Source organism: Streptomyces sp. NPDC018026 (genome assembly GCF_044327745.1).
Lineage (GTDB): Bacteria > Actinomycetota > Actinomycetes > Streptomycetales > Streptomycetaceae > Streptomyces > Streptomyces rubrogriseus.
Genome location: NZ_JBIRFY010000022.1, coordinates 87990 through 111559, shown reverse-complemented (window position 1 = coordinate 111559; position 23570 = coordinate 87990). Strand labels below are relative to the sequence as shown.

The 23570-nt window shown below is 72.9% G+C and carries 22 protein-coding genes and 1 pseudogene; 10 read left to right on the top strand and 13 right to left on the bottom strand.

The window, feature by feature from the left end:
- Positions 1–160 (top strand): annotated as a pseudogene (locus ACH4D3_RS38865) (class II glutamine amidotransferase); the annotation flags it as partial.
- The gene (gene egtD / locus ACH4D3_RS38860) at positions 157–1128 is read left to right on the top strand and encodes an L-histidine N(alpha)-methyltransferase (RefSeq protein WP_398332497.1); all 972 of its coding nucleotides are present in this window, start codon (positions 157–159) and stop codon (positions 1126–1128) included. The pseudogene ACH4D3_RS38865 and the gene egtD, both read left to right, overlap by 4 nt.
- A 36-nt stretch (positions 1129–1164) precedes the next feature.
- On the opposite strand, the gene ACH4D3_RS38855 is transcribed toward egtD, so the two are convergent.
- Positions 1165–2433: an extracellular solute-binding protein gene (locus ACH4D3_RS38855; protein ID WP_398332496.1), complete on the bottom strand. Its 1269-nt coding sequence runs from the start codon at positions 2431–2433 to the stop codon at positions 1165–1167.
- 251 nt (positions 2434–2684) lie between these two features.
- On the opposite strand from ACH4D3_RS38855, the gene ACH4D3_RS38850 reads away from it, so the two are divergent.
- Positions 2685–2900 carry a dodecin gene (locus ACH4D3_RS38850; protein ID WP_016325534.1) on the top strand — a complete coding sequence of 72 codons (216 nt, stop codon included), beginning with the start codon at positions 2685–2687 and terminating at the stop codon, positions 2898–2900.
- 33 nt (positions 2901–2933) lie between these two features.
- Here ACH4D3_RS38850 and ACH4D3_RS38845 read toward each other — a convergent pair whose 3' ends face one another.
- Positions 2934–3425 (bottom strand): hypothetical protein, encoded by a 492-nt coding sequence (locus ACH4D3_RS38845; RefSeq protein ID WP_398332495.1) that lies wholly within the window; start codon positions 3423–3425, stop codon positions 2934–2936.
- 59 nt (positions 3426–3484) lie between these two features.
- Here ACH4D3_RS38845 and ACH4D3_RS38840 point away from each other — a divergent pair, with 59 nt between their 5' ends.
- Together ACH4D3_RS38840 and ACH4D3_RS38835 are read left to right on the top strand one after the other, a co-directional pair.
- Entirely contained in the window at positions 3485–4504 is a 1020-nt protein-coding gene (locus ACH4D3_RS38840; RefSeq protein ID WP_398332494.1) for an LLM class flavin-dependent oxidoreductase, read from the top strand.
- A gap of 41 nt (positions 4505–4545) precedes the next feature.
- Positions 4546–6891 carry an ATP-binding cassette domain-containing protein gene (locus ACH4D3_RS38835; protein ID WP_398332493.1) on the top strand — a complete coding sequence of 782 codons (2346 nt, stop codon included), beginning with the start codon at positions 4546–4548 and terminating at the stop codon, positions 6889–6891.
- A gap of 45 nt (positions 6892–6936) precedes the next feature.
- Here the strand turns inward: ACH4D3_RS38835 and ACH4D3_RS38830 are convergent, their stop codons facing one another.
- The 6 genes from ACH4D3_RS38830 to ACH4D3_RS38805 form a co-directional block, all read right to left on the bottom strand.
- On the bottom strand, positions 6937–7899 hold the full coding sequence (locus ACH4D3_RS38830; RefSeq protein WP_398332492.1) for a DUF2382 domain-containing protein: 963 nt from the start codon (positions 7897–7899) through the stop codon (positions 6937–6939).
- Between the two features lie 72 nt (positions 7900–7971).
- On the bottom strand, positions 7972–8799 hold the full coding sequence (locus tag ACH4D3_RS38825) for a lysophospholipid acyltransferase family protein (RefSeq protein WP_398332491.1): 828 nt from the start codon (positions 8797–8799) through the stop codon (positions 7972–7974).
- The gene (locus ACH4D3_RS38820; protein ID WP_398332490.1) at positions 8799–9569 is read right to left on the bottom strand and encodes a GNAT family N-acetyltransferase; all 771 of its coding nucleotides are present in this window, start codon (positions 9567–9569) and stop codon (positions 8799–8801) included. Before ACH4D3_RS38820 ends, ACH4D3_RS38825 begins: the two co-directional genes overlap by 1 nt.
- Positions 9570–9800: 231 nt before the next feature.
- Positions 9801–10550: a succinate dehydrogenase/fumarate reductase iron-sulfur subunit gene (locus ACH4D3_RS38815; RefSeq protein WP_398332489.1), complete on the bottom strand. Its 750-nt coding sequence runs from the start codon at positions 10548–10550 to the stop codon at positions 9801–9803.
- Entirely contained in the window at positions 10547–12496 is a 1950-nt protein-coding gene (locus ACH4D3_RS38810; RefSeq protein WP_398332488.1) for a fumarate reductase/succinate dehydrogenase flavoprotein subunit, read from the bottom strand. The genes ACH4D3_RS38815 and ACH4D3_RS38810 overlap by 4 nt, the downstream gene beginning before the upstream one ends.
- 1 nt (position 12497) lies before the next feature.
- On the bottom strand, positions 12498–13169 hold the full coding sequence (locus ACH4D3_RS38805) for a succinate dehydrogenase (protein WP_398332503.1): 672 nt from the start codon (positions 13167–13169) through the stop codon (positions 12498–12500).
- Between the two features lie 131 nt (positions 13170–13300).
- On the opposite strand from ACH4D3_RS38805, the gene ACH4D3_RS38800 reads away from it, so the two are divergent.
- Complete coding sequence (locus ACH4D3_RS38800; protein WP_003977934.1) at positions 13301–14185, top strand: LysR family transcriptional regulator; 885 nt, start codon at positions 13301–13303, stop codon at positions 14183–14185.
- A 25-nt stretch (positions 14186–14210) separates the two neighbouring features.
- On the opposite strand, the gene ACH4D3_RS38795 is transcribed toward ACH4D3_RS38800, so the two are convergent.
- A complete protein-coding gene (locus tag ACH4D3_RS38795; RefSeq protein WP_398332487.1) occupies positions 14211–15110 on the bottom strand; it encodes an NAD(P)H-binding protein in 900 nt (299 codons plus the stop codon).
- 179 nt (positions 15111–15289) lie between these two features.
- Between ACH4D3_RS38795 and ACH4D3_RS38790 the strand changes: the two genes are divergently transcribed.
- On the top strand, positions 15290–16132 hold the full coding sequence (locus ACH4D3_RS38790) for a LysR family transcriptional regulator (protein WP_398332486.1): 843 nt from the start codon (positions 15290–15292) through the stop codon (positions 16130–16132).
- A 204-nt stretch (positions 16133–16336) separates the two neighbouring features.
- Here ACH4D3_RS38790 and rmdA read toward each other — a convergent pair whose 3' ends face one another.
- From rmdA to ACH4D3_RS38775, 3 genes are all read right to left on the bottom strand, one after another.
- Positions 16337–18481, bottom strand: a complete 2145-nt coding sequence (gene rmdA, locus ACH4D3_RS38785; protein WP_398332485.1) for a cyclic Di-GMP phosphodiesterase RmdA — start codon at positions 18479–18481, stop codon at positions 16337–16339.
- Positions 18478–19290, bottom strand: coding sequence for an SAM-dependent methyltransferase (locus tag ACH4D3_RS38780; RefSeq protein WP_398332484.1), 813 nt, complete (start codon positions 19288–19290; stop codon positions 18478–18480). The genes rmdA and ACH4D3_RS38780 overlap by 4 nt, the downstream gene beginning before the upstream one ends.
- Before the next feature lie 225 nt (positions 19291–19515).
- Positions 19516–20463, bottom strand: a complete 948-nt coding sequence (locus ACH4D3_RS38775) for an SCO0930 family lipoprotein (protein ID WP_398332502.1) — start codon at positions 20461–20463, stop codon at positions 19516–19518.
- Positions 20464–21211: 748 nt separating this feature from the next.
- On the opposite strand from ACH4D3_RS38775, the gene ACH4D3_RS38770 reads away from it, so the two are divergent.
- From ACH4D3_RS38770 to ACH4D3_RS38760, 3 genes are all read left to right on the top strand, one after another.
- Positions 21212–21343: a hypothetical protein gene (locus ACH4D3_RS38770; RefSeq protein WP_016325543.1), complete on the top strand. Its 132-nt coding sequence runs from the start codon at positions 21212–21214 to the stop codon at positions 21341–21343.
- A 15-nt stretch (positions 21344–21358) separates the two neighbouring features.
- Positions 21359–22123, top strand: a complete 765-nt coding sequence (locus tag ACH4D3_RS38765) for a hypothetical protein (protein WP_398332483.1) — start codon at positions 21359–21361, stop codon at positions 22121–22123.
- Between the two features lie 189 nt (positions 22124–22312).
- On the top strand, positions 22313–22831 hold the full coding sequence (locus tag ACH4D3_RS38760; protein ID WP_398332482.1) for a hypothetical protein: 519 nt from the start codon (positions 22313–22315) through the stop codon (positions 22829–22831).
- 82 nt (positions 22832–22913) lie between these two features.
- Here ACH4D3_RS38760 and ACH4D3_RS38755 read toward each other — a convergent pair whose 3' ends face one another.
- Positions 22914–23408: a hypothetical protein gene (locus tag ACH4D3_RS38755; RefSeq protein WP_398332481.1), complete on the bottom strand. Its 495-nt coding sequence runs from the start codon at positions 23406–23408 to the stop codon at positions 22914–22916.
- Positions 23409–23570 lie beyond the last annotated feature (162 nt).

Genomic DNA, 23570 nt, shown 5'->3' with positions numbered 1-23570 from the left:
CGACGACGACCCGCACTGGCAGGAGGTCCCCGACCGCACTCTGCTCACGGCGAGCCGCACGGACGTGCGGCTCACCCCGCTCAAGGACCCGGGCGGGACCACCGCCCCCGCCCTCGGCCCGACCGACGCTTTCGTCTCTGCGAAGGAGCCCCGCACGTGAGCCAGTTCCGTCTGACCCGGACGCTGCCCGAGGACGCCACGGACGCCGCCCTGCGCGCCGACGTCCTGGCGGGCCTGACGGGCACGCCCAAGTGGCTGCCGCCGAAGTGGTTCTACGACGCGCGGGGCAGCGAACTGTTCGAGGCGATCACCGCGCTGCCCGAGTACTACCCGACCCGGGCCGAGCGGGAGATCCTCGTCGACCGGGCCGGGGAGATCGCGGCGGCGACCGGTGCCCGCACCCTGGTGGAGCTGGGCTCCGGCTCCTCGGAGAAGACGCGCGTGCTGCTCGACGCGCTCACCGGGCAAAACGGGCTGCGCGGCTACGTGCCGGTCGACGTGAGCGAGAGCGCCCTCACCCAGGCCGGACAGGCGCTCGTCGCCGAGCGCCCCGGCCTCCAGGTGCACGCGCTGATCGCCGACTTCACGGCCGGGCTGACGCTGCCCGACACACCGGGCCCCCGGCTGGTGGCCTTCCTCGGCGGCACCATCGGCAATCTGCTGCCCGGGGAACGCGCCGGGTTCCTGGCCTCCGTGCGCTCCCTGCTCGCCCCGGGCGACACCCTGTTGCTGGGCACGGACCTGGTCAAGGACGAAGGGGTGCTGGTCCGCGCGTACGACGACGCGGCCGGGGTGACGGCCGAGTTCAACAAGAACGTGCTGTCCGTGGTGAACCGCGAGCTGGAGGCCGACTTCGCGCCCGCGGCCTTCGATCACGTGGCGCTGTGGAACGCCGAGCAGGAGTGGATCGAGATGCGGCTGCGCTCGCGCACCGCGCAGACCGTGAAGATCCAGGCGCTCGACCTGGCCGTGGACTTCGCGGACGGGGAGGAGTTGCGCACCGAGGTGTCCGCGAAGTTCCGGCGGGAGGGGGTGCGGGCCGAGCTGGCGGCGGCCGGTCTCGACCTGGCCCACTGGTGGACGGACGGCGAGGAGCGTTTCGCCCTGTCGCTGAGCGTGGCGCGCTGAGTCCGGGGCGCCGGCCCGCGCCCCGGCACCCGTCGGTCAGCGCGTGTTGACGTCCAGCAGTTCGGTGATGCGGTCGGAGGCCTTCTGGGCCTCCGACTTCGCCTTCGCCCCCTTGAGCACGTTCGTCATGTACTCCTTGATCGGGTTGTCCGCCTCCACCGCGCCCCACCGGGGCGTACCGGGGGTCGCCCGGCCCTGTGCGGCGCCGGCCGCCATGGCCTCGATCCCCTCCTCGCCGGAGACGTCCTTGGCGAGCGACTTCTTGTTGGGCACGTAGTTCATGGTGCGGGCCAGGTCGGTGTTCCACTTGGTGCTCACGAGCGCCTCGACCACGGCACGGGCACCGTCCTCCTGGTCGGTGTTCTTCGGGACGACGAGGTCGGAGCCGCCGGTGAAGACGGCGCCGGGCTTGTCGGCGCTCTTGCCGGGCACGGGGAAGAAGCCGATCCTGCCCTTGAGTTCGGGGTTCTCGCGCAGGATGGACTGGGCCTGGCCCGGCACCGCGATGATCTGGGCGACCTGCCCCTTCGCGAAGACCCCGGCCTGCGGCGGATGCTCCTCGTCGGCGTCGACCGGGCCGTCGCCCAGGGCCTGCAGTTCGCGGTAGAAGTCCATGCCGCGCAGGGCCGCCGCGGAGTCCAGGGAACCCGTCCAGACGCCGCCGTCGCCCTCCTGGGTGGCGAGTTCGCCGCCCTCGTCCCAGATGAACCCGGAGAGCGTGTACCAGTCCTGGCCGGCCAGGTAGATGCCCTGGCCGCCGTTCTTGTCGAGCTTCTCCGTGGCGGTGAGCCACTCCTCGCGGGTGCGGGGCGGCTCGCCCACGCCGGCCTGCTCGAAGAGGTCCTTGCGGTAGATGACGACGCGGTTGGCGGCGTACCAGGGGATGCCGAACTGCTGGGACATCCACTGCCCCGGTTCGGCGAGACCCGGCAGCCAGTCGCGGATGCCCCAGTCGCGCATCGACTCCAGGGTCAGGTCCTGCAGCCTGCCGCCCTCCGCGTACTGCGGGACCTGGGTGTTGCCGACCTCGATGACGTCGGGGCCGTCCGTGCCGTCGGCCTTCAGCGCGGCCTGCACCTTGTCGCCGATCCCGGTCCACTCCTGGATGCGGACGTCCAGGTCGAGGTCGGGGTGGTCGGCCTCGAAGCCCTCGGTGAACCGCTTCAGGAAGTCCTGCGAGGCACTGTCCTTCATCAGCCACACGGTGACAGTGTGCCGCTCGCTCCCGCCGTCCTGCGAGATCAGGCCGCAGCCGCTGAGCACGGTGGCGGACACACAGACAAGGGCGAGGAGGCGACGTCTCACGAGGGGTCCTTCTGACTGACGAACAGAGGGCGCGGGCAGGAGGGTCCTGCACACGCGAAGGGAGACCCGACGTGGGGGACGAGCCCGAGGCTCGAACGGGTGTCTGGGATTTTGGTATGGACCATTACAAAGGTCAAGGGGAGGTACCGGAGGGTTTCCACCCCGAAGGCCGATGCCTCGCGCTCCGTCCCGTCTTGGGGCACGGTGGAGTGACGCAGGGCACACCGCTGCCCCGTGGAAGGGAGCACCGCATGTCGAACCACACCTACCGGGTCACCGAGGTCGTCGGCACCTCGCCCGACGGCGTCGACCAGGCCGTCCGCAACGCCGTCACGCGCGCCTCGCAGACCCTGCGCAAGCTGGACTGGTTCGAGGTGACGCAGGTGCGCGGCCAGATCGAGGACGGGCAGGTCGCGCACTGGCAGGTCGGGCTCAAGCTCGGCTTCCGCCTGGAGGAGTCCGACTGACGCCCCCGGAGCCCCCCGCGGCGACCACGTCCCTCAGGTGCGGCCCTCGCGCTCCTGCGCCACGCGCAGCTCGGCCGACCGGGCCGCCCAGCGTGCCCGGAGCACGGGGATTCCGGCCCGTTCGGCGTCGTCGCAGACCAACTCGTCGTCGTCCACCAGGACCCGGACCTCACGGGTCCGCGCGAGCCGCCGCAGGATCTCCAGCTTGGTGCGCCGGGCGGGCCTGCGGTCGGTGTTGCCGCGCATGTGCACGGCACCGTCCGGCAGGCCGTGCGCGGCCAGCCAGTCGAGCGTGTCGCGCCGGCAGCGCTCGGGCCGTCCGGTGAGGTAGACGATCTCGCACTCCTTCGCGCTCTCCCGCACCAGCGCGATGCCCTCCGCGAGCGGCGGATCGTGCGGCGCGGCGGCGAAGAAGGCGTCCCAGTCACGAGGCCTGCGCTCCAGGAACCGCTGCCGGTGCGCGGTGTCGGCGAGGGTGTTGTCCAGGTCGAACACGGCCACCGGGGGCCCACTGCTGTCGCTCACCCGCCCAGCCTAGGGCGCGCCGCCGGGAATCTGTGCGGTGTGCGGGCGTTGAAGTCCATGTGACCTCTGTACTCGACACCATCCGCTTCTCCGTCCTCGACCGCTCCCGCATCCGGGCGGGCCGCAGTGCCGGGGAGGCACTGCGCGACACCGTGCGGCTGGCCCGGGAGGCCGAGCGGCTCGGCTACCACCGGTTCTGGGTGGCCGAGCACCACGGCGTGCCCGGAGTGGCCGGCTCGGCGCCGACCGTCCTCGCGGCCGCGGTGGCCGGGGCCACGGGCCGTATCCGGGTAGGCACCGGGGGCGTGATGCTGCCCAACCACCGGCCGCTGGTGGTCGCCGAGCAGTTCGGCGTGCTGGAGTCGCTCTTCCCCGGCCGGATCGACATGGGGCTCGGCCGCTCGGTGGGCTTCACCGACGGCGTGCGCAGGGCGCTGGGCCGGGAGAAGGACGACGCCGAGGACTTCGACGCGCAACTGGCCGAGCTGCTCGGCTGGTTCCGGGGCACCTCGCCCACGGGCGTGCACGCGCGCCCCGCGGAGGGGCTGACCGTACCGCCGTTCGTGCTGGCCATGGGCGAGGGCGCGGCCGTCGCCGCCCGTGCGGGCCTGCCGATGGTCATCGGGGACCTGCGCGACCGGGACCGGATGCGGCGCGGCATCGACCGCTACCGCGCCGCGTTCCGCCCCTCCGAGTGGAGCCCGGAGCCGTACGTCGTCGTCTCCGGCACCGTCGCGGTGGCCGCCACGCCCGAGGCGGCCCGGCGGCTCCTGGTCCCGGAGGCGTGGTCCATGGCCGAGGCCCGCACGCGGGGCTCCTTCCCGCCGCTGCCGACGGCCGAGGAGGTCGAGGCCCGGACCATGACCGGCAAGGAGCGCGACCTGTACGAGGCCGGTCTCGCCGGCCACATCACCGGCACCGAGGAGCAGGTCGCCGACGAACTGGAGACGCTGGTGAAGGAGACGGGCGCACAGGAGGTGCTGGTCACCACCAGCACGTCCGACCGTGCCGCGCTGCTCGACTCCTACCGGCGGCTCGCCCGGGTCACCGGTACGGGGCCGCTCGGCGCCCCGGCGTAGAATCGCGGGGTTTGTCCCACCCACCGTACGGAGCCCCCGCGATGCACAGCCCCCACGACCCGTACGTCCGGGTGCGCGACGCCCGCGAGCACAATCTCAAGGGCGTCGACGTGGACGTCCCCCGGGACGTGCTGGCGGTGTTCACGGGCGTCTCCGGATCGGGGAAGTCGTCGCTGGCCTTCGGGACGGTCTACGCGGAGGCGCAGCGGCGCTACTTCGAGTCGGTCGCGCCCTACGCCCGGCGGCTGATCCACCAGGTCGGCGCGCCCAAGGTCGGCGGGATCACCGGGCTGCCGCCCGCAGTGTCGCTCCAGCAGCGGCGGGCGACGCCGACGTCCCGCTCCTCGGTCGGGACGGTCACCAACCTCTCCAACTCCCTGCGGATGCTCTTCTCCCGGGCCGGCACGTACCCGGCGGGCGCCGAGCGGCTGGACTCCGACGCGTTCTCGCCGAACACGGCGGCCGGGGCCTGCCCGGAGTGTCACGGGCTCGGCCGGGTGCACCGCACGACCGAGGAACTGCTGGTCCCGGACCCGTCGCTGTCCGTCCGGGACGGGGCGATCGCCGCGTGGCCGGGCGCGTGGCAGGGCAAGAACCTGCGGGACGTGCTCGACGCGCTCGGGTACGACGTGGACCGGCCCTGGCGCGAGCTGCCCGCGAAAGCGCGGGAGTGGATCCTGTTCACCGACGAGCAGCCGGTGGTCACGGTCCACCCGGTGCGGGACGCGGGCCGCATCCAGCGGCCGTACCAGGGCACGTACACGAGTGCCCGGCGCTATGTGCTGAAGACGTTCGCGGACTCGAAGAGCGCCACGCTGCGGGCGAAGGCGGAGCGCTTCCTGACGAGCGAGCCCTGCCCGGTGTGCGGCGGCGGCAGGCTGCGGGCCGAGGCGCTCGCGGTGACCGTCGGCGGCCGCGGCGTCGCCGAGCTGGCGGCGCTGCCGCTCGCCGAGCTGCCCGGCCTGCTGCCGACCGAGGGCGAGACGGCCAAGGTGCTGACCGAGGACCTCACCTCCCGGATCGCGCCCGTCGTGGAGCTGGGACTCGGCTATCTCAGCCTGGACCGGCCCACCCCCACCCTGTCGGCGGGCGAGTTGCAGCGGCTGCGCCTCGCGACCCAGCTGCGCTCCGGGCTGTTCGGCGTCGTGTACGTCCTCGACGAGCCCTCGGCGGGACTGCACCCGGCGGACACGGAGGCGCTCCTGACGGTGCTCGAACGGCTGAAGGCGGCCGGCAACTCGGTGTTCGTGGTGGAGCACCACCTCGCTGTGATGCGCGGCGCCGACTGGATCGTGGACGTCGGTCCGCTGGCCGGGGAGCACGGCGGGCGGGTGCTGTACAGCGGCCCGGTCGACGGGCTGGCCCGCGTCGCGGAGTCCGCCACCGCCCGTCACCTCTTCGACCGCTCCCCCGCGCCCGCCCGCACCCCGCGCACCCCGCGCGGCACCGTGACGGTCGGTCCGGTGACCCGGCACAACCTGCGCGAGGTGACCGCGCGGTTCCCGCTCGGGGTGCTGACCGCGGTGACCGGCGTGTCGGGCTCGGGGAAGTCGACGCTGGTCGGCGAGGTCACCGAGGACCTGCCGGGGGTGGACCGGCTGGTCTCGGTCGACCAGCGGCCGATCGGCCGCACCCCGCGCTCCAACCTCGCCACCTACACGGGCCTGTTCGACGTGGTGCGCAAGGTCTTCGCCGGCACCGACCGGGCGCGGGAGCGCGGTTACGGCGTGGGCCGGTTCTCCTTCAACGTGCCGGGAGGGCGCTGCGAGACCTGCCAGGGCGAGGGTTTCGTCAGCGTCGAGCTGCTGTTCCTGCCGAGTACGTACGCCCCGTGCCCGGACTGCGGCGGGGCGCGCTACAACCCTCGGACGCTCGAAGTGACCTACCGGGGACGGAACATCGCGGAGGTACTGGACCTGACGGTGGAGGGCGCGGCGGAGTTCTTCGCGGACACGCCGGTGGTGGCCCGCGCCCTGGCCGCCCTGCTGGACGTCGGTCTGGGCTACCTGCGGCTCGGCCAGCCCGCGACCGAACTGTCCGGGGGCGAGGCGCAGCGCATCAAGCTGGCCGGCGAGCTGCAGCGGGGCCGTCGCGGCCACACCCTGTATCTGCTCGACGAGCCCACGACCGGTCTGCACCCGGCCGACGTCGAGGTGCTGATGCGCCAGTTGCACGGTCTGGTGGACGCCGGGCACACGGTGGTCGTGGTCGAGCACGACATGATTGTGGTGGCGGGGGCCGACCACGTGATCGACCTCGGGCCGGGCGGCGGGGACGCGGGCGGCCGGATCGTCGCCGCGGGGTCGCCGGCCGAGGTGGCGCGCGCCCGGGAGAGTGCCACCGCGCCCTATCTGGCGCGGGCCCTGGACGGCGGGAAGCGCCGGTGAAGTCCGTTCACCGGCGCACGGTCCCGCGCTGACGACGGGGGACGGTCACTCGCGGCCCCGCCGCTTGCCGCCCCGGCCCGCCTCGTCCTCCGTGAAGGACTCGGTCTCGGCCTCGATGCGCTCCTTGCGGACCTGGCCGCGCACCGTCTCGTTCTCCGTGAGCTCCTCCGTGGTCATCCGGACGCGCTCCACCGGCACCGTCTCCGTCTTCACGACGGGGCGTTCCGCGTGCAGCGTGACCTCGTGCTCGGCCTCGCTGATCTCCGGCCCGGCCATGGCCTCGTCACGGTTGGCGTCCGTGATGGGCTCGCGCACCACGCGCACTTCCTCGTGGGTGACCGGAACGGTCTGCTGGACCTCTTCCGTGACCACGTACTTGTGCAGCCTGGCCCGGCCCGACTCGTGGCGTTCGACGCCGATGTGCATCTGCTCCTCGGAGCGGGTCATGGCCTGATCGCCGCGCATGCCCTCGCGTTCCATGGCGCCCTTGCGGCCGGTCATGCCGCCCGCGGTCCCGGCGGTGCCGCCGGTGCCGGCCGCGGAGCGCATGTCCTTCCCGCCGGCCTGGCCGGTCCGGCCGGCCATTCCCGCCGCGCCCGCCGCTCCGGCGGCGCCCGCGGCTCCGGCCGCGCCCGGTCCCGCGGCGGAGCGGCCGTCGTCGGTGCGCTCGGCCTCGGACAGCACGCTGTCCCAGTTGATGCCGTAGTAGTCGTAGAGCCGGTGCTCCTCGGTCTCCGACAGATGGCCGCCCGCGTCGACGTCGACAGAGGGCGCGCCCTTGACCTGGTCCTTGCCGTAGGGAACCTCGAGGTGGTCCTGCACCAGTGCGGCGTCCCGGATGGGCACGAAGGACTCGGTGGAGCCGAACATGCCCGTCTTGACGCTCACCCACTCGGGGCGCCCGGTCATGTCGTCGAAGAAGACATGCTTCGCGTCGCCGATCTTGTTGCCGTCACCGTCGTAGACCGGTTGGTCCAGGACGTTGGCGATCTCTTCACGGGTGATCATCTGCCATCACCCTCCTTTCGAGTGCCTGCTTTCCGGTTGTCCGCATCCAGCGGTACGGAAACGGCACAAACCTCACAAAGCACACATACTTTTCGAAGGTGCTTTCCCCTGGTCACCGTGGACCGCGTACTCGACGGCCCGGGCCAGGGCACGGCGGTCACGGTGGCGGCCGGGTGGTACGACCGGCCGCACCTCCACCTCGGCGGTCAGTCCGCGCGATGACGCCACCCGCCACAGGGAGGCGAGCAGCGTGTCCACGCCGACGAACGCGGGCGTCGTGCTCACCGCCCGTTCCCCGGCCCGGTAGCGGATCCGGACCGGCTGGACCGGCACCCCGGCGTCCAGGGCGGCCTGGAACACCGCCCGGCGGAAGGGTCCGTGGGCCCGACCGCACCACGTGCTGCCCTCGGGGAAGGCGGCCACGGCGGCGCCCGCGCGCAGGGCCCGCGCGATCGCGTCGACGGTGCCCGGCAGGGCCCGCGGCCGGTCCCGTTCGATGAACAGCACCCCGGCGCGCGCCGTCGGCCCGCCCGCCACGGGCCAGCGCCGGATCTCGCTCTTGGCCAGCATCCTCGCGGGGCGTACGGCGGCCAGCAGCGGGATGTCGAGCCAGGAGACGTGGTTGGCGACGAGGAGCAGCCCGCCCCGGGGGACGGCGGCTCCCGTGACGCGGACCCGGACGCCCGCGGCCCGCACCACCCACCGGCACCAGCGCCGCACCAGGACCGCGGGCAGCCTGCGCCGCAGGCCGGAGGGGGCCAGCACGACGGCGATCCCGGCGAGGAGCAGCACGGCGACCGCGGTCAGGCGCAGCACGGCCCGCGGTACGGCCGCCGCGGCCCGGGTCCGTTCCACGCACGCGGCGGGCGTGCAGGGCGCCACGGGCAGCCAGCCGCTCATCAGGCCGGGGCCAGCGAGAGGAAGTGCCGCAGGTAGCGCGGGTCGACCCGGTTCATCGGCAGCAGCACGTACAGGTCCGCGACGCCGAAGTCCGCGTCGTGCGCGGGCTCCCCGCAGACCCAGGCGCCCAGCCGGAGGTAGCCGCGCAGCAGCGCCGGCAGCTCGGTGCGGGCGGCGGGCGCCGCCGGGCGCGGAACCCACGGCAGCAGCGGCCGTACCCGGTACTCCTCGGGCGCCAGGTGCTTGGTCCGCACCCGGTCCCAGGCTCCGGCGGCCAGCGCCCCGCCGTCGGCGAGCGGGAGCGAGCAGCAACCCGCCAGCCAGGCGTGGCCGCGGTCGGTCATGTAGCGGGCTATGCCGGCCCAGACGAGTCCGATGACGGCGCCGTCGCGGTGGTCGGGGTGCACACAGGACCGGCCGACCTCGACCAGGGAGGGCCGGATCGCGTCCAGGGAAGTGAGGTCGAACTCGCCCTCCGCGTACAGCCGTCCGGCGACCGCGGCGCGCTCCGGCGGCAGCAGCCGGTAGGTCCCGACGACCTGCCCGGTCGTCTCCTCGCGCACGAGCAGGTGGTCGCAGTAGGCGTCGAAGGGGTCGACGTCGTACCCGGGCTGCGGGCTCGCCAGCAGCGCGCCCATCTCCCGGGCGAACACGTCGTGCCGCAGCCGCTGGGCGGCCCGTACGTCGTCCTCGTCGCGGGCGAGGCTGACGGTGTAGCGGCGGGGAGCGGCGGGCTTCGGGGGACGGTCAGCGGTCAGTACGCCGGTCATGGGTGCTCTCCTGGTCGTGAGAGAGGTGGTCGTGGGGACGGCTCCGCCCCAGTTCTTCCGACGCCGGCTGTACTGCACATGACGACTGCCGGGAGCGCGGATGTGCGCTTCCTGAATGCCGGGCTCCCGCTCGCGCTTCCCGGGCGCCGGGCGCGACCGAGCGAAACGGGGCCGGGAGGAGCACCTCTCCCGGCCCCGTCCGTCCGCACCTGTCGGCGAACGTCGTGGGTGCTACTTCTTGGCCACCTTGCGCGTGGCCCGCAGCCATTCCTTGTTCATGCTGGTGATGGAGACCAGCGGGATGCCCTTGGGGCAGGCCGTCGCGCACTCGCCGGTGAGCGTGCAGCCGCCGAAGCCCTCGTCGTCCATCTGGGCCACCATGTCGAGGACCCGCGTCTCGCGCTCGGGCGCGCCCTGCGGCAGGACGCCCAGGTGGTTCACCTTCGCGGACGTGAACAGCATCGCCGCTCCGTTCGGGCAGGCCGCCACGCAGGCGCCGCAGCCGATGCACTCCGCGTGCTCGAAGGCGAGGTCGGCGTCCGGCTTCGGCACCGGCGTGGCATGGGCCTCGGGCGCCGCACCGGTGGGCGCGGTGATGTAGCCGCCGGCCTGGATGATCCGGTCGAAGGCCGAGCGGTCGACGACGAGGTCCTTGACGACCGGGAAGGCGGAGGCCCGCCACGGCTCGATGTCGATGGTGTCGCCGTCCTGGAAGGACCGCATGTGCAGCTGGCAGGTGGTGGTGCGTTCGGGGCCGTGGGCGTCGCCGTTGATGACCAGCGAGCAGGCACCGCAGATGCCCTCACGGCAGTCGTGGTCGAAGGCGACCGGGTCCTCGCCCTTGAGGATGAGCTCCTCGTTGAGGGTGTCGAGCATCTCCAGGAAGGACATGTCGCTGGAGATGCCGTCCACCTGGTACGTGGACATGGCGCCGTCGGCGTCGGCGTTCTTCTGCCGCCAGACGCGCAGGGTGAGCTTCATGCGTAGCTCCGCTGGGTGGGGTGGACGTACTCGAAGACCAGGTCTTCCTTGTGCAGGGTGGGGGCGTCGCCGGTGCCGGTGAACTCCCAGGCGGCGGCGTAGCCGAACTCGTCGTCCCGGCGGGCCGCCTCGCCGTCGGGCGTCTGGGACTCCTCGCGGAAGTGGCCGCCGCAGGACTCGGCGCGGTGCAGCGCGTCGAGGCACATCAACTCGGCGAGTTCGAGGTAGTCGACGATGCGGTTGGCCTTCTCCAGCGACTGGTTGAACTCCTCGCCGGTGCCGGGGACCTTGATGCGCCGCCAGAACTCCTCGCGGATCTGCGGGATGCGCTCCAGGGCCTTGCGCAGGCCGGAGTCGGTGCGGGCCATGCCGCAGAACTCCCACATCAGCTCGCCCAGTTCCCGGTGGAAGGAGTCCGGGGTGCGGTCGCCGTCCACGGACAGCAGCAGGTTCAGCCGGTCCTCGGTCTCGGCCAGCACCTCCCGCACCACCGGGTGGCCGTCGTCGACGTCCTCCTCGTGGGGGTTGCGGGCGAGGTAGTCGTTGATGGTGGCCGGCAGTACGAAGTAGCCGTCGGCCAGGCCCTGCATCAGCGCGGAGGCGCCGAGCCGGTTGGCGCCGTGGTCGGAGAAGTTGGCCTCCCCGACCGCGAACAGGCCGGGGACGGTGGTCTGGAGGTCGTAGTCGACCCACAGGCCGCCCATGGTGTAGTGCACGGCGGGGTAGATCCGCATCGGCACCCGGTACGGGTCCTCGTCGGTGATCCGCTGGTACATGTCGAAGAGGTTGCCGTACTTGGCCTCGACCGCCTTGCGGCCCATGCGCTTGATCGCGTCGGCGAAGTCCAGGTAGACGCCCTGGCCGCCGGGGCCCACGCCCCTGCCCTCGTCGCACACGTTCTTCGCCGCGCGGGAGGCGATGTCGCGGGGGACGAGGTTGCCGAAGGACGGGTAGATGCGCTCCAGGTAGTAGTCGCGCTCGTCCTCGGGGATCTTGTTGGCGGGGCGGTCGTCGCCCTTGGCCTTCGGCACCCAGATCCGGCCGTCGTTGCGCAGCGACTCGCTCATCAGCGTCAGCTTGGACTGGTGGTCGCCGGTGCGCGGGATGCAGGTGGGGTGGATCTGCGTGAAGCAGGGGTTGGCGAAGTAGGCGCCCCGCCGGTGCGCCCGCCAGACGGCGGTCGCGTTGGAGTTCATGGCGTTGGTGGAGAGGTAGAAGACGTTGCCGTAGCCGCCGCTGGCCAGGACGACGGCGTCCGCGAAGTAGGTGTCGATCTTCCCGGTGATCAGGTCCCGGGCGACGATCCCGCGGGCCCGGCCGTCCACCACGATCAGGTCCAGCATCTCGGTGCGGGCGTGCATCTCGATGTTTCCGGCCGCGATCTGCCTGCTGAGCGCCTGGTAGGCGCCGAGCAGCAGTTGCTGGCCCGTCTGGCCGCGGGCGTAGAAGGTGCGGGAGACCTGCACACCGCCGAAGGAGCGGGTGTCGAGCAGTCCGCCGTACTCACGGGCGAAGGGGACGCCCTGCGCCACGCACTGGTCGATGATCTCGACCGAGATCTGCGCCAGCCGGTGCACGTTGGACTCGCGGGAGCGGAAGTCGCCGCCCTTGACGGTGTCGTAGAACAGTCGGTGGATCGAGTCGCCGTCGTTGCGGTAGTTCTTCGCGGCGTTGATGCCGCCCTGCGCGGCGATGGAGTGGGCGCGGCGCGGGGAGTCCTGGTAGCAGAACTGGACGACGTGGTAGCCCTGTTCGGCCAGCGTCGCGCCGGCGGAGCCGCCCGCGAGGCCGGTGCCGACGACGATGACGGTCTTGCCGCGCCGGTTGGCGGGGTTGACCAGCTTCGCCTCGAAACGGCGGGTGTCCCAGCGCTCGTTGACGGGTCCGGCGGGGGCCTTGGTGTCGGCGACCGGCTCTCCGGTCGTGTAGTCGGCGTAGGTTGTCATGTCAGCTCACCACTCCGGTCATGACGCCCACGGGTACGGCGATGAAGCCGATCGTGAGCACCAGCGCGAGGACGTTCGCGGTCGTCTTCAGGGCACGGTCGCGGGTGCGGCTTCCGGCGCCGAGTGTCTGGGCGGCGCTCCAGAAGCCGTGCTGGATGTGCAGGCCGAGGGCGAGCATCGCGACGATGTAGATCACGTTGCCGTACCAGGTGGAGAAGGTGTCCACGACGTTCTGGTAGGGCTTGCCCGTCTCGAAGCCGCCGGAGTGCACGGTGCCGGTGGTCAGGTCGAGGAGGTGCCAGACGATGAACAGGGCGAGGATGATCCCGCCCCAGCGCATGGTGCGCGTCGCGTAGCTGGAACGGGGCTTCTTGTGCACGTACTTGCTGGGCCGCGCCTTGATGTCGCGGCGGCTGAGCTGGTACGCGGAGACGGCGTGGGCGACGACGGCGACCACCAGCACGACGCGGATCAGCCAGAGCGTCCACTCGTAGTGCATGAACGGCTCGCCGACCGTGCGCAGCCAGTGGGCGTAGTGGTTGAACTCCTCGACCCCGAAGTAGATCTTCAGGTTCCCGATCATGTGGGCGACCAGGTAGAGCAGCATGACGAGACCGCTGACCGCCATCACTGTCTTCTTGCCGACGGTCGAGTCCCACACGGTGCGCGCCATGGACGGCCGTCGGTCCGTCCGCGTTGCCAGAGCCATGTCACAGGACGTTACGGGGGCGGCGCCTCATCGGTCCAAGACATGGAACGCCTGGATTCCATAGGGACTGCCTATCGACCACGTATGCTCGCGGTATGCAGTTGCAACAGCTCCAGTACTTCGTGGCGGTCGCCGAGACCCGGCACTTCACCCGGGCCGCCGAGGTGGTCCACGTGGCGCAGCCCTCGCTGTCGCAGCAGATCAAGGCGCTGGAGCGGGAGCTGGGCGCCGACCTCTTCCTGCGGGCGCGCGGGAACATCACCCTCACCGACGCCGGGGAGGCGCTGCTGCCGCTGGCCCGGCGCATCCTGGCGGACGCGGACACCGCCCGGCACGAGGTGCTGGAGCTGGCGCAGCTGCGCCGGGGCCGGGTCCGGCTGGGCGCCACCCCGAGCCTGTGCACCGGCCTGCTCCCGGACGTGCTGCGCGCCTTCCACGACCGCTATCCCGGCATCCAGCTGCTGATCGAGGAGGGCGGCTCGCACGATCTGGTGCGCGAGCTGGCGCGCGGCGCGCTGGACCTCGCCCTGGTCGTGCTGCCGCTGCCCACCGCGTCACCGGCGCTGACCACGGTGGAGCTGCTGCGGGAGGACCTGGTGGTGGTGTCGTCGCCGGAGTCGCCGCGGCCGGGCGGCGGGCGGCGTGCCGTGCGCATCACCGACCTGGAGGGCGAGCGTCTGGTGATGTTCCGGCACGGCTACGACCTGCGGGAGCTGACCGTGGCCGCGTGCCGCTCGGCCGGGTTCGAACCGGACTTCGCCGTGGAGGGCGGAGAGATGGACGCGGTACTGGGCTTCGTGCGGGCCGGGCTCGGCATGGCGGTCGTCCCGCGGATGGTGGCCGCCCGCTCCGGACGCGGACTGCGGGTGACCCCGCTGGCCCGGCCCGGCCTGTACCGGACGATCGCGCTGGCCCACCGCAGCGACGTGGCTCCACCGCGGGCGGCGCGGGAGCTGCAGCGGATGCTCCTGGAGCGGTGACGGCCTCCGGCCCGGGGGCTCGGTTTCAGGAGAGCGTGGCCGGCCTGAGGACCTCCTCGCACCAGCGGCGGAAGCTCGTGGGCGCGGTGTCCGGGGTGCTGGGCTCGGCCGCGCCGTAGAAGCCCTGGGCGTCCATCGCCGAGGCCATGTCGGCCAGACCCTGGGCCCCGCTCTCGCTCGCCCCGAACCGCAGGGCGGACGCCTTGTACGCCTCCGGGGTGGTCTCCCGTACCCGTACCGGACGGCCCAGTACGTCGGACAGCACCGTGGCCATGCCCTCCGGGGTGAGGTCGTCGGGGCCGACGAGCGGGACGTCGGCGCGGCCGGTCCAGGAGTCGTCGAGGAGCAGCCGGGCGGCGGTGGCGGCGATGTCGGCGGTCGCGCAGGTCCGCAGGACGCGGTCGGTGGCGTACGCCATGCGGAACTCGCCGGTGTCGCGCAGGGCGGCCGCCTGCCCGAGCAGGTTCTCCATCAGGAAGGGCGGGCACAGCGCCCGGTAGTGCACGCCGGTGGCCGCGATCCGGTCGTCCATGGCGAGCGAGGCGGAGACCGGTCCGGCGTCCTTGGCCACGCCGCGGCCCAGGCTGGAGACGGCGACGACCCGTGCGACGCCCTGCCGCGCGATCGCGTCGCACAGCGGCAGTGTGAAGTCGCGGAAGTGGCCCTCGACGCTGTCGGCGCCGGGCGCGGGCGGCACCAGCCAGAACACCTGGTCGGCGCCCTCGCAGGCCGCGCCCAGGACCTCGGGGTCGGCGTGCGAGCCCTGGAGCACCTCGGCCCGTTCGCGGGCGCGTGCGGTGAGCCGGCCGGGATCGCGGGCGACGACGCGCAGGGCGGTCCCGTCGTCGCGGGCGTCGAGGCCGTCCAGGACGTTGTCGAGGACCTGTCGGCCGATGCCGCCGGTCGGGGTGGTGATGACGATCACGAGCACAACTCCGGTTCGGGGAGGGAGAAGAGAGTGGATGCGCGCCGGGGCGGGAAGCCGGTTCCCTTCGCTCCGGGGCGCTCTTCCATCCTGTTCGCCGGGCTCGCGGAACTGAAGGACCGATCGGATCCCGCTTGTTACCCTGAAGGCAATACCGGGCGGCATCGGAGGAGGGGAGCATGGAGTCACGTCCGCTGCGCTACTTCTTGGCGGTCGCCGAGGAGCTCAACTTCGCGCGCGCCGCCGAGCGGCTGGGCATCTCTCCGCCGCCCCTGTCCAGGGCGATCCGCCGCCTGGAGAAGGAGCTGGGCGTCAGCCTGTTCGAGCGGACCACCCACAGTGTGACCCGGACCCCGGCCGGGGACGTGCTGCTCGCCGAGGCGCGCGTCGCGCTGGACGCCCTGGACGCCGCCGGGCGGCGGGCCGCACGGGCGGCCGAGGGGCCGAAGCTGGTGCTGGCCGTGAAGGCCGACGGGGACGCGGGGCTGCTGGAGCCGATCCTGGCGCGCTACGCCCGCGAGCCGGGGTCCGTGCCGGTCACCGTCCGGCTGTGCGGGTGGCAGGAGCAGCCGGGGCTGCTGCGCGCCGGTGAGGCGGACGCCGCCCTGGTCCACGCGCCGTTCGACGGCACCGGACTCGACACCGAGACGCTGGCCGCCGAACCGCGCGTCGCCGTCCTCGCCGCGGACCACCCGCTCGCCGCCCGCGACCGGCTGGAGCTGGCCGACCTGGGCCTCGACGCGGGCAGCGTGGAGCGGCACATCGACGAGGCCCGGCGCGGCCACGACGACCTGGCCCAGGTGCTCGCGGCCGTCTCCCTCGGCAAGGTCGTCACCCTGCTGCCCGCCTCGGTGACCGCCCGCTACCCGAGGCCGGGCGTCGTCTACCGCCCGGTCCCGGACGCGCCGCCGGTCGTCCTGGCCCTCGCCTGGCCCCGCCAGTCCCGCTCGACGGCGACCGCGGCCCTCGTCCGCGCGGCCACGGAAGTCGCCACAGCCGCCCGGGAACCGGGCGGCACGTGACCCGGGCGGTGCCCCGCCGAATCCCGGTACTCCGCCGCGACGGCGAGCGCCACCCGCGGCCGCGCCCAGCCCACCGCCCCGAACGCACCGCCCGCCGCCACGGAAGTCGCCGAAGCTGCCCGTAACGGGGCTTGAGCCGGGCGGTGGGCCCGCACAACCCCGCCGTTCGAGCCGCCGTCACAGGTCGTGAGCCGGGCGTCCCGCTCAGCCCGTCGCGTCGACCAGGGCGAGTTCGTGCAGCCGCTCCGGCGGGCCCGGGCGGGCGTAGTACCAGCCCTGGGCCGTGTCGCAGCCCAGTATGCGCAGCTGCTCGGCCTGGGCGCCGGTCTCCACGCCCTCCACGGTGACCGCGAGGTCCAGGCTGTGGGCCAGGGCGACGATGCCCTCGACGATCTTCAGGTCGACGGGGTCCGCCGGGAACTGCTGCATGCTCTGCGTGAACGAGCGGTCCAGCTTGAGGACGCTCACCGGCAGCCGGCGCAGGTTCGCGAGGTTGGAGTAGCCGGTGCCGAAGTCGTCCAGGGCGATGTCGACGCCCATCTCGGCCAGCCGGCGCAGCGGCTTCAGCAGGTCGTCGTCCGCGCCGATCAGCGCCGACTCGGTCACTTCCAGGCACAGCGCGTCGGGCGCGACGCCGGTCCGCTCCAGGATCTCCACGGTGTCCTGGACCAGGCCGGGATGGGTGAGCTGGCAGGGCGAGAGGTTGACGTTGATGCGCAGCGGGCCCGCGGCGCCGCTCTCGCCGTACCGTTCCCGCCAGACGCGGGCCTGCCGCACGGACTGCTCCAGGACCCAGCGGCCCAGCGGCACGATCAGCCCCGTGTGCTCGGCGAGCGGGATGAACCGGTCGGGGCCGAGCACCCCGTGCTGCGGGTGCAGCCAGCGCACCAGCGCCTCGGCGCCGCGCACACTCCCGTCGCCGAGGTGGACCAGCGGCTGGTACTCGATGAAGAACTCGCCGCGCTCCAGGGCCGCGGGCAGCGCCGTGGTCAGCCCGTGCCGGGTGATGACGCGGGCGTCGGCCTCCGGGTCGGCCAGCTCGAAGCGGTTGCCGCCCGCCGACTTGGCCCGGTACATGGTGATGTCGGCGCTGCGCAGCACCTCGGCCGGGCTGCGCTCCCCCGCCGGGCCCTCGACGATGCCGATACTGCCGCGCACGGTCAGTTCGCGGCCGTCGACGCTGACCGGGGCGAGCAGCGCGTTCATGATGCGGCCGGCCAGCTCGTCGACCTCGTGCCGGGTGTCCGGTCCGGTGGTCAGCGCCACGAACTCGTCGCCGCCCAGCCGGGCCACCATCTCGCCGGGCGCGGTGGCGCAGCCCTGGAGCCGGTCGGCGACCTCCACGAGCAGCCGGTCGCCGGCCGCGTGGCCGAGGCTGTCGTTGACGGTCTTGAAGCCGTCGAGGTCGAGGTAGCACAGGCCGAAGCGCTGGCCCTGACCGGCGTTCAGGGCCTTCTCCAGGCGTTCGAAGAAGAAGCTGCGGTTGGGCAGGCCGGTGAGCGCGTCGTGGGTGGCCTCGTAGCGCAGCCGCAGGTTGAGCAGCCGCCGCTCGGTGGTGTCCTCCATCAGCGCGAGCTGGTACTGGGGGATGCCGTCGGCGTCGCGCAGCAGGGAGACGGTGAGGTTGGTCCACAGGACGGTGCCGTCGGGCCGGTAGAAGGCCTTCTCCACGTGGTAGTGCTCGCGATCGCCGCGCACCAGCTCGTCGTAGAGCCGCCAGGTCTGCGGCGCGTCGTCGGGGTGTGTCCAGTCGGTGGCCCGGCGGCCGCCCAGCGTGGGGTCGGCGATGCCGAACATGCGCATCAACGCCTCGTTGACCTGGAGGACGTTGCCGTCCAGGTCGGCGATGCCGATGCCTATGGCGGCACCCTCGAAGACCGCGCGGAAGCGGGCCTCGCTGGCGTGCAGGGCCTCGGCCACCACGCCCTGCGCCTTCAGGGCTGCCTGCGCGATGGCCTCCTGCTCGGCGAGGGTCCTGGCGCGCAGCGCCCCGGCGAACCCGGCCGCCATGGCGTGCTGGAGCCGCGCCGAACGGGCCCGCAGATCCTCCGGGTCGCCGTCCTCGCCGCAGTACAGCACCAGGTAGGCGTCGACGCAGTCCAGCGTCCGGGAGAGCGCCTCCGGGTCGGTGCAGTGCGAGTCGACGAGGGCGGCGCCGACCGCCGTGGCCTCCTCCGCGTCGAAGCCGCGGGAGCGCAGCACGTCGCTCAGCCGGCGGGCCAGCGGCAGCAGTTCCGCCTCGAACTCGGGCCGGGTGGACGACGTCGAGGTCACCGGGAAGACCGCCCGGCTCCAGATCGTCGCGAACCGACGCAGCCTGTCCTCCGGCCCGTCCGGCTCGGCGCTCACGCCGTACGCCCCACGCCGGCGAACCCGGAGAACGCGTACGGGTCCTCTTCCTCCGGCTCCCCCTCCGGCCGCCAGCGCGGCATCGGAACCAGTCCGGGTTCCACCATGTCGTACCCCTTGAAGAACCGCGCGATTTCCTCGCGCGAACGCATGATCAGCGGATTGCGGATGTCCTTGTACACGTCCACCGCGCCCCCGGCACGCTCGGCGGGCAGCGGGATGTTCTCGTACGAGGCGTGTGTGAGGACGAGCAGGCTGCCGGGCGCGAGCGCGTCGCTCAGCTCGGCCACCGCGGCGTACGGGTCGTCCTCGTCTTCCACGAAGTGCAGTATGGCAACCAGCAGCAGGGCGACCGGCCGATTCAGGTCGATCAGCCGCTCCACCTGGGCGCTGGCCAGGATCTCCCGCGGCTTGAGCAGGTCGCCCGCCACGACGTCCGCGTCGTCGTGGCCCGCCAGGACGGCCTCGCTGTGCGCGACCGCCACCGGGTCGTGGTCCACGTACACCACGCGGGCGCCGGGGCGGCTGCGTCCGGCCACCTCGTGGACGTTCCCGAAGGTCGGGATGCCGGAGCCGATGTCGAGGAACTGGTCGATGCCCTCGCCGGCCGCGAAGCGCACGGCCCGGCGCATGAACGCCCGGTTCGCCTGCATGATCTTGGGGAGCCCCGGCATGAACTCCATGGCCTTGCGGGCCGCTTCGCGGTCCACCTCGAAGTTGTGCGAACCGCCCAGGTAGAAGTCGTAGATCCGGGACACGCTGGGCACCGAGATGTCGATGCTGCGAGGGGCCCAGGCGGGACGCTCCATCTAGCTCTCCAAGGCATAGGCGATCCGGTGTTCGAGCTGAGGCTACTGATCGCCCGCCAAAGGGGCGAGCCCAAACGGAAATTGACCGTCCGTTCCCGGTCACTGCCCCGGGCACGTGCCGTGGGCGAAGGCATGCCAAAGCACACGAACGGGACCGTCCCCTCCGCTGGGCACGGAGAGGACGGTCCGATGGCCGGACGCCGAAGGGCGGCGGGCGGGAGGTCGCTACTTCTTCGGCGCGCCGACCGGCTTTCCGTCGGGCTTGACGGCGTACCAGGTGCCGCCGACGCCCTGACCGTTGGTGTCCCCGGCCTTCTTGTCGCCGGCGAAGGTGTAGATGGGCCAGCAGTCGATCGTCTGCTGGGCGGCGCCGTCGGGCCGGGTGAAGCTCATCAGGCCCTTCTTCTCGACGCCCTCGGTGTCGTTCGCCTCGACGGGCGCCACGACCGGCCACTTCTCCAGGCAGGCACCGGTGCAGGCCGACACCGGCTTCGGCCAGGCCTCGTCCTTCATGAAGCGGTAGACGGTCATGCCGTTCTTGTCGACGACGATCTCGCCGAGCTTCGGGTCCTCGCGGGTGGACAGCCCGGCGGCCGGCTCGGCCTTGGCCTTCTTGCCGTCGGCGGCCAGCGCGTACCACTTCTTGCCGACGCCCTGGCCCTTGACGTCCCCGGCGGCGGTGTCCTTGGCGTAGCGGTACGCGGGCCAGCCGCCGATCGTCAGCTGCTTGGTGCCGTCGGGGCGGGCGACCTCGCCGAGCAGGTCCTTGTCGATGCCCTCGCCGGCGAGGGCGTCGTCCGCGGCGACCGGCGGCCACTTGGTGGCGCAGTCGTTCTCGCAGGTGGTCTTGGGCGGCTGGGCGGTGTCGGCGTCGAAGCGGTACAGGGTGCGGCCCGCTCCGTCGGTCACCAGATCGCCGATCTCGGCGTTCGCGGAGACGGACAGCTTGCCCGCCGGCTCCGGAGCGCTCGCCGAGGTCTGCCCGGCGCCCGCGCCGGTACCGAGTCCGTCGCCGGCGCCGGTGCCGAGGTCGCCGACGTCGCCGGGCGCGGCCGTCGCGCCCACGTTCTGGCTGCCGTTGGCGCCGCCGCCGTCCTGGCCGCACGCCGTCGTCAGCGCCAGCAGCGCCGCGGCGCCCGCCACGAGTGAGGCGCTCCGCCAGGAGGTCTTCATCGTCAATCCCCGATCGTCACGAAGGTGTTGGGGCGCCCTGCTGGGCCGCCGCACGACACTGGGTACGCGCGGGGAAGCCCGTTGTGTTCAACCCGTCGCGGGTTTTCTTCCCGTCCGCCACCGGCGCGCGGTGCCTCGTACAGGTTTGCGGGCCTCGGCGGGGGCAGGTCCGCCGTCGTCAAACCCCTGGTGGGGCCATGTCCCTCCTTCGAGGCAATCGCCGGGCACTCGGGCGTGGGGCGGTGCGCCAGGCTTCATGATCTGCGTCGTGCATGGACCCGAACCGACCCGATCCGCTGCTGCCGGACGGGTGTTGGCCCTGGTGACGTTGACGTTCACCCTCGTCGGCATACCGGTCGGCGCGGCCCGGGCCGACGCGTGTGCGTACGCGTCGACCGGACCGGACGGCACCGACGCGGTGGCGGTCGCCGGGAGCGCCTCCTGGCCCACCTTTCCGCCCTGCCCCAAGCCGACACCGACACCGACGCCGACTCCCCCGCCGGACCCCGAACCGACGCCTCCGCCGCCCGAGCCCACTCCGCCGCCCGCCCCGAAACCGCCCCCGCCGAAGCCACCGGCGCCGGAGCCAGAACCGCCGCCGCCTCCCGCCCCGCGACCGGCGCCGCCGCGGCCCGCCCCGGAGCCGAGCCCGACGCCGACGCCCGTTCCCACTCCGCCGCCGGTCCGCCCCGCGGCGCCCGCCCCCGCGCCCTCGGTCACGCCCACGCCCCGTCCGTCGCTCAGCCCGGTGCACTATCCGCGCCACCGTGCCGCCCGGGCGCCGCAGCGTTCCTCGCGCGGGACCACGTCACCGCTCGTCTTCGTCCTGCTCATCACGGTGCCCGCGGTGGTCGCCGTCGCCGCGCTCCGTGCGCGCTGATCCTGGAGGCCTCTCTTGCCGGAATGGCTTGTTCTCACCCTCGCGATGCTGGCCGCCTGCGTCGTGGTGGTCATCATCACCCTCCTGCGGCACCGCGCCGCGTCCGACGACGAGGACATCACCGAGACCCCGGACGTCATCGAGTACATGACGATGTGGATCGGCGTGGTGTACGCCATCGTCCTGGGCCTGGCCATCGCCGGGGTCTGGGAGGCACGCAGCGCCGCCGAGGCCGACGTGCAGACGGAGGCCGTCGCGCTGCACGAGGTCTCGGAACGGGCCCGGGTCTACCCGGACGACGTCCGTGACCGCATCCGGGCGGATGTCAACGCCTATGTCGGACACGTCGTCACCACCGAGTGGAAGGCCATGGCCGACCACGGCGAGGTGACCGAGCGCGGCACCGAGCTGCTCGACCGGGTACGCGCGGACGTCACGGACTACGAACCGAGGTCGGACTTCGAGGCGCAGGCGTACCAGCCCCTGGTGGACCAGGTGGCCATCGCGGACCAGGCGCGCAACGCCCGGGCGCAGTCGACCGGGGCGACCATGCCGGGGGTGGTGTGGTTCGGGCTGATCGCCGGCGCCGTCATCACCATCGGGATGGTCTTCGCCCTGCAGATCCGGCGCACCACCCGCGAACTGGTCCTCGCGGGGCTGTTCTCCGCACTGATCGCCTTCCTGCTCTTCCTGATCTGGGACTTCGACGCCCCCTTCAGCCGGGGCGTCGCGGCGTCGACCGACCCGTTCCTGAGCCTGTTCCCCGGCGCGGGGGACTGACACGACACCGGGGACGGCGACGGCCGACACGCCGTCACCGTCCCCTGAGCGGCCCACACTCTTGCCCCATTCGCGCGACTGCGATCGCGGCGACGTGCACGGCTTCCTAGCGTTTCGGACATCGAGGTGCATTCCTGGCGCGAGCGGAACAGGTCCGCCGCTGCTCCTCGGGGACCCGGAGGATTCACCATGCGCGCGATACCCGTCGCCTCGGTCGCACTGCTGGGCGCCGCCGCCCTCTCCGCCTGCGTACCGGCCGGGGCCGTGGGCTCGAACACGTTCGGCTTCACCGTCAGCCCCGCCACCGTGGCACCCGGCGGCCAGGTCACGCTGGGGGTGGGCCGTACCGAGGCGGGCTGCCGGGGGCGGGTCACGGTGACCTCGCCGGTGTTCGACACGGTCACCATCCCCCGGGACGAGTCGTCCGCCACGGCGCGGGTCGACCGGGACGCCCGGCGCGGGGCGGTGTACCGGGTGACGTTCGCCTGCCGGGACAAGACCGGCACGGTGGACCTGACGATCGCGGGCGGCGGCTCGCACCGCCCGACCGACGAGCCCTGGCACGACAAGGGCGTGCACGCCGGGCAGGGCGGCAGCGTCGCGGGGTTCGACCTGAAGCAGATCGGGCTCGGCGCGGCGCTCATCGCGGGCGCGGTGGGCACCGCTTACCACCTCTCGCGCCGCCGTTCCGGCGAGGACCGGGCCTGACCCGTCCGCACCGCGCGCGGCACTTCGCCCCGGATCCCACCGGATCCGGGGCGAAGTGCCGCTGCCGTCCTCCGCCGTGCGTTCAGATCCGCCGCTCGGACCGGCGACGCATCCAGAACAGTCCGCCACCGGCGACGGCCGCGGCGACGAGCCCGCCGCCGATCGCGATGTCGGTCGGGGTCGCCCCGCTGGAGCTGCTGCCGCCGAGGCCGCCGCGGACCCCGCCGATGACGGTGAAGGCGGCCGGCCGGGTCAGCCGGCGGCCCGAGCAGTTGACGGTGATGTCGTACGAGCCCGGTCTGGCGTCCTGCTTGATGGTGGCGGTGCCCTTGGACGTCTCGTTGGCTCCCCTGACCGGGGTCAGGTGGGTGGTCCGGAACGCGTCCGAGGTCATGGTGCCGCCCTGGGGGCAGCCGTCGACCGTGACGGTCATCTGGCCGCCGCGGGCGATCACGCTGGGCAGCGCGACGATGTTGCTCGGCTGGTTGTGGTCACCGCCCGCGGTGGCCGCGGGGGCGGCCAGTCCGAGGACAGCGACGGCGGCGCCGGCTGCCGCGAGGGCACGAGTGTTGCGCATGTGATCCTCCGCGGAAGACGCCCCGGGTCCCGTCCCCGGTCGATCGGCGAGAAAGCGCCTCCCAGAAAGACCCTCAGTTGCCGTGCCCGCAGTCGCATTTCGGGAATGGTCCGTCCTGGTGAGCGGCTTGCCGGACCGAAACCGCGCGAGTGGATATCGCCG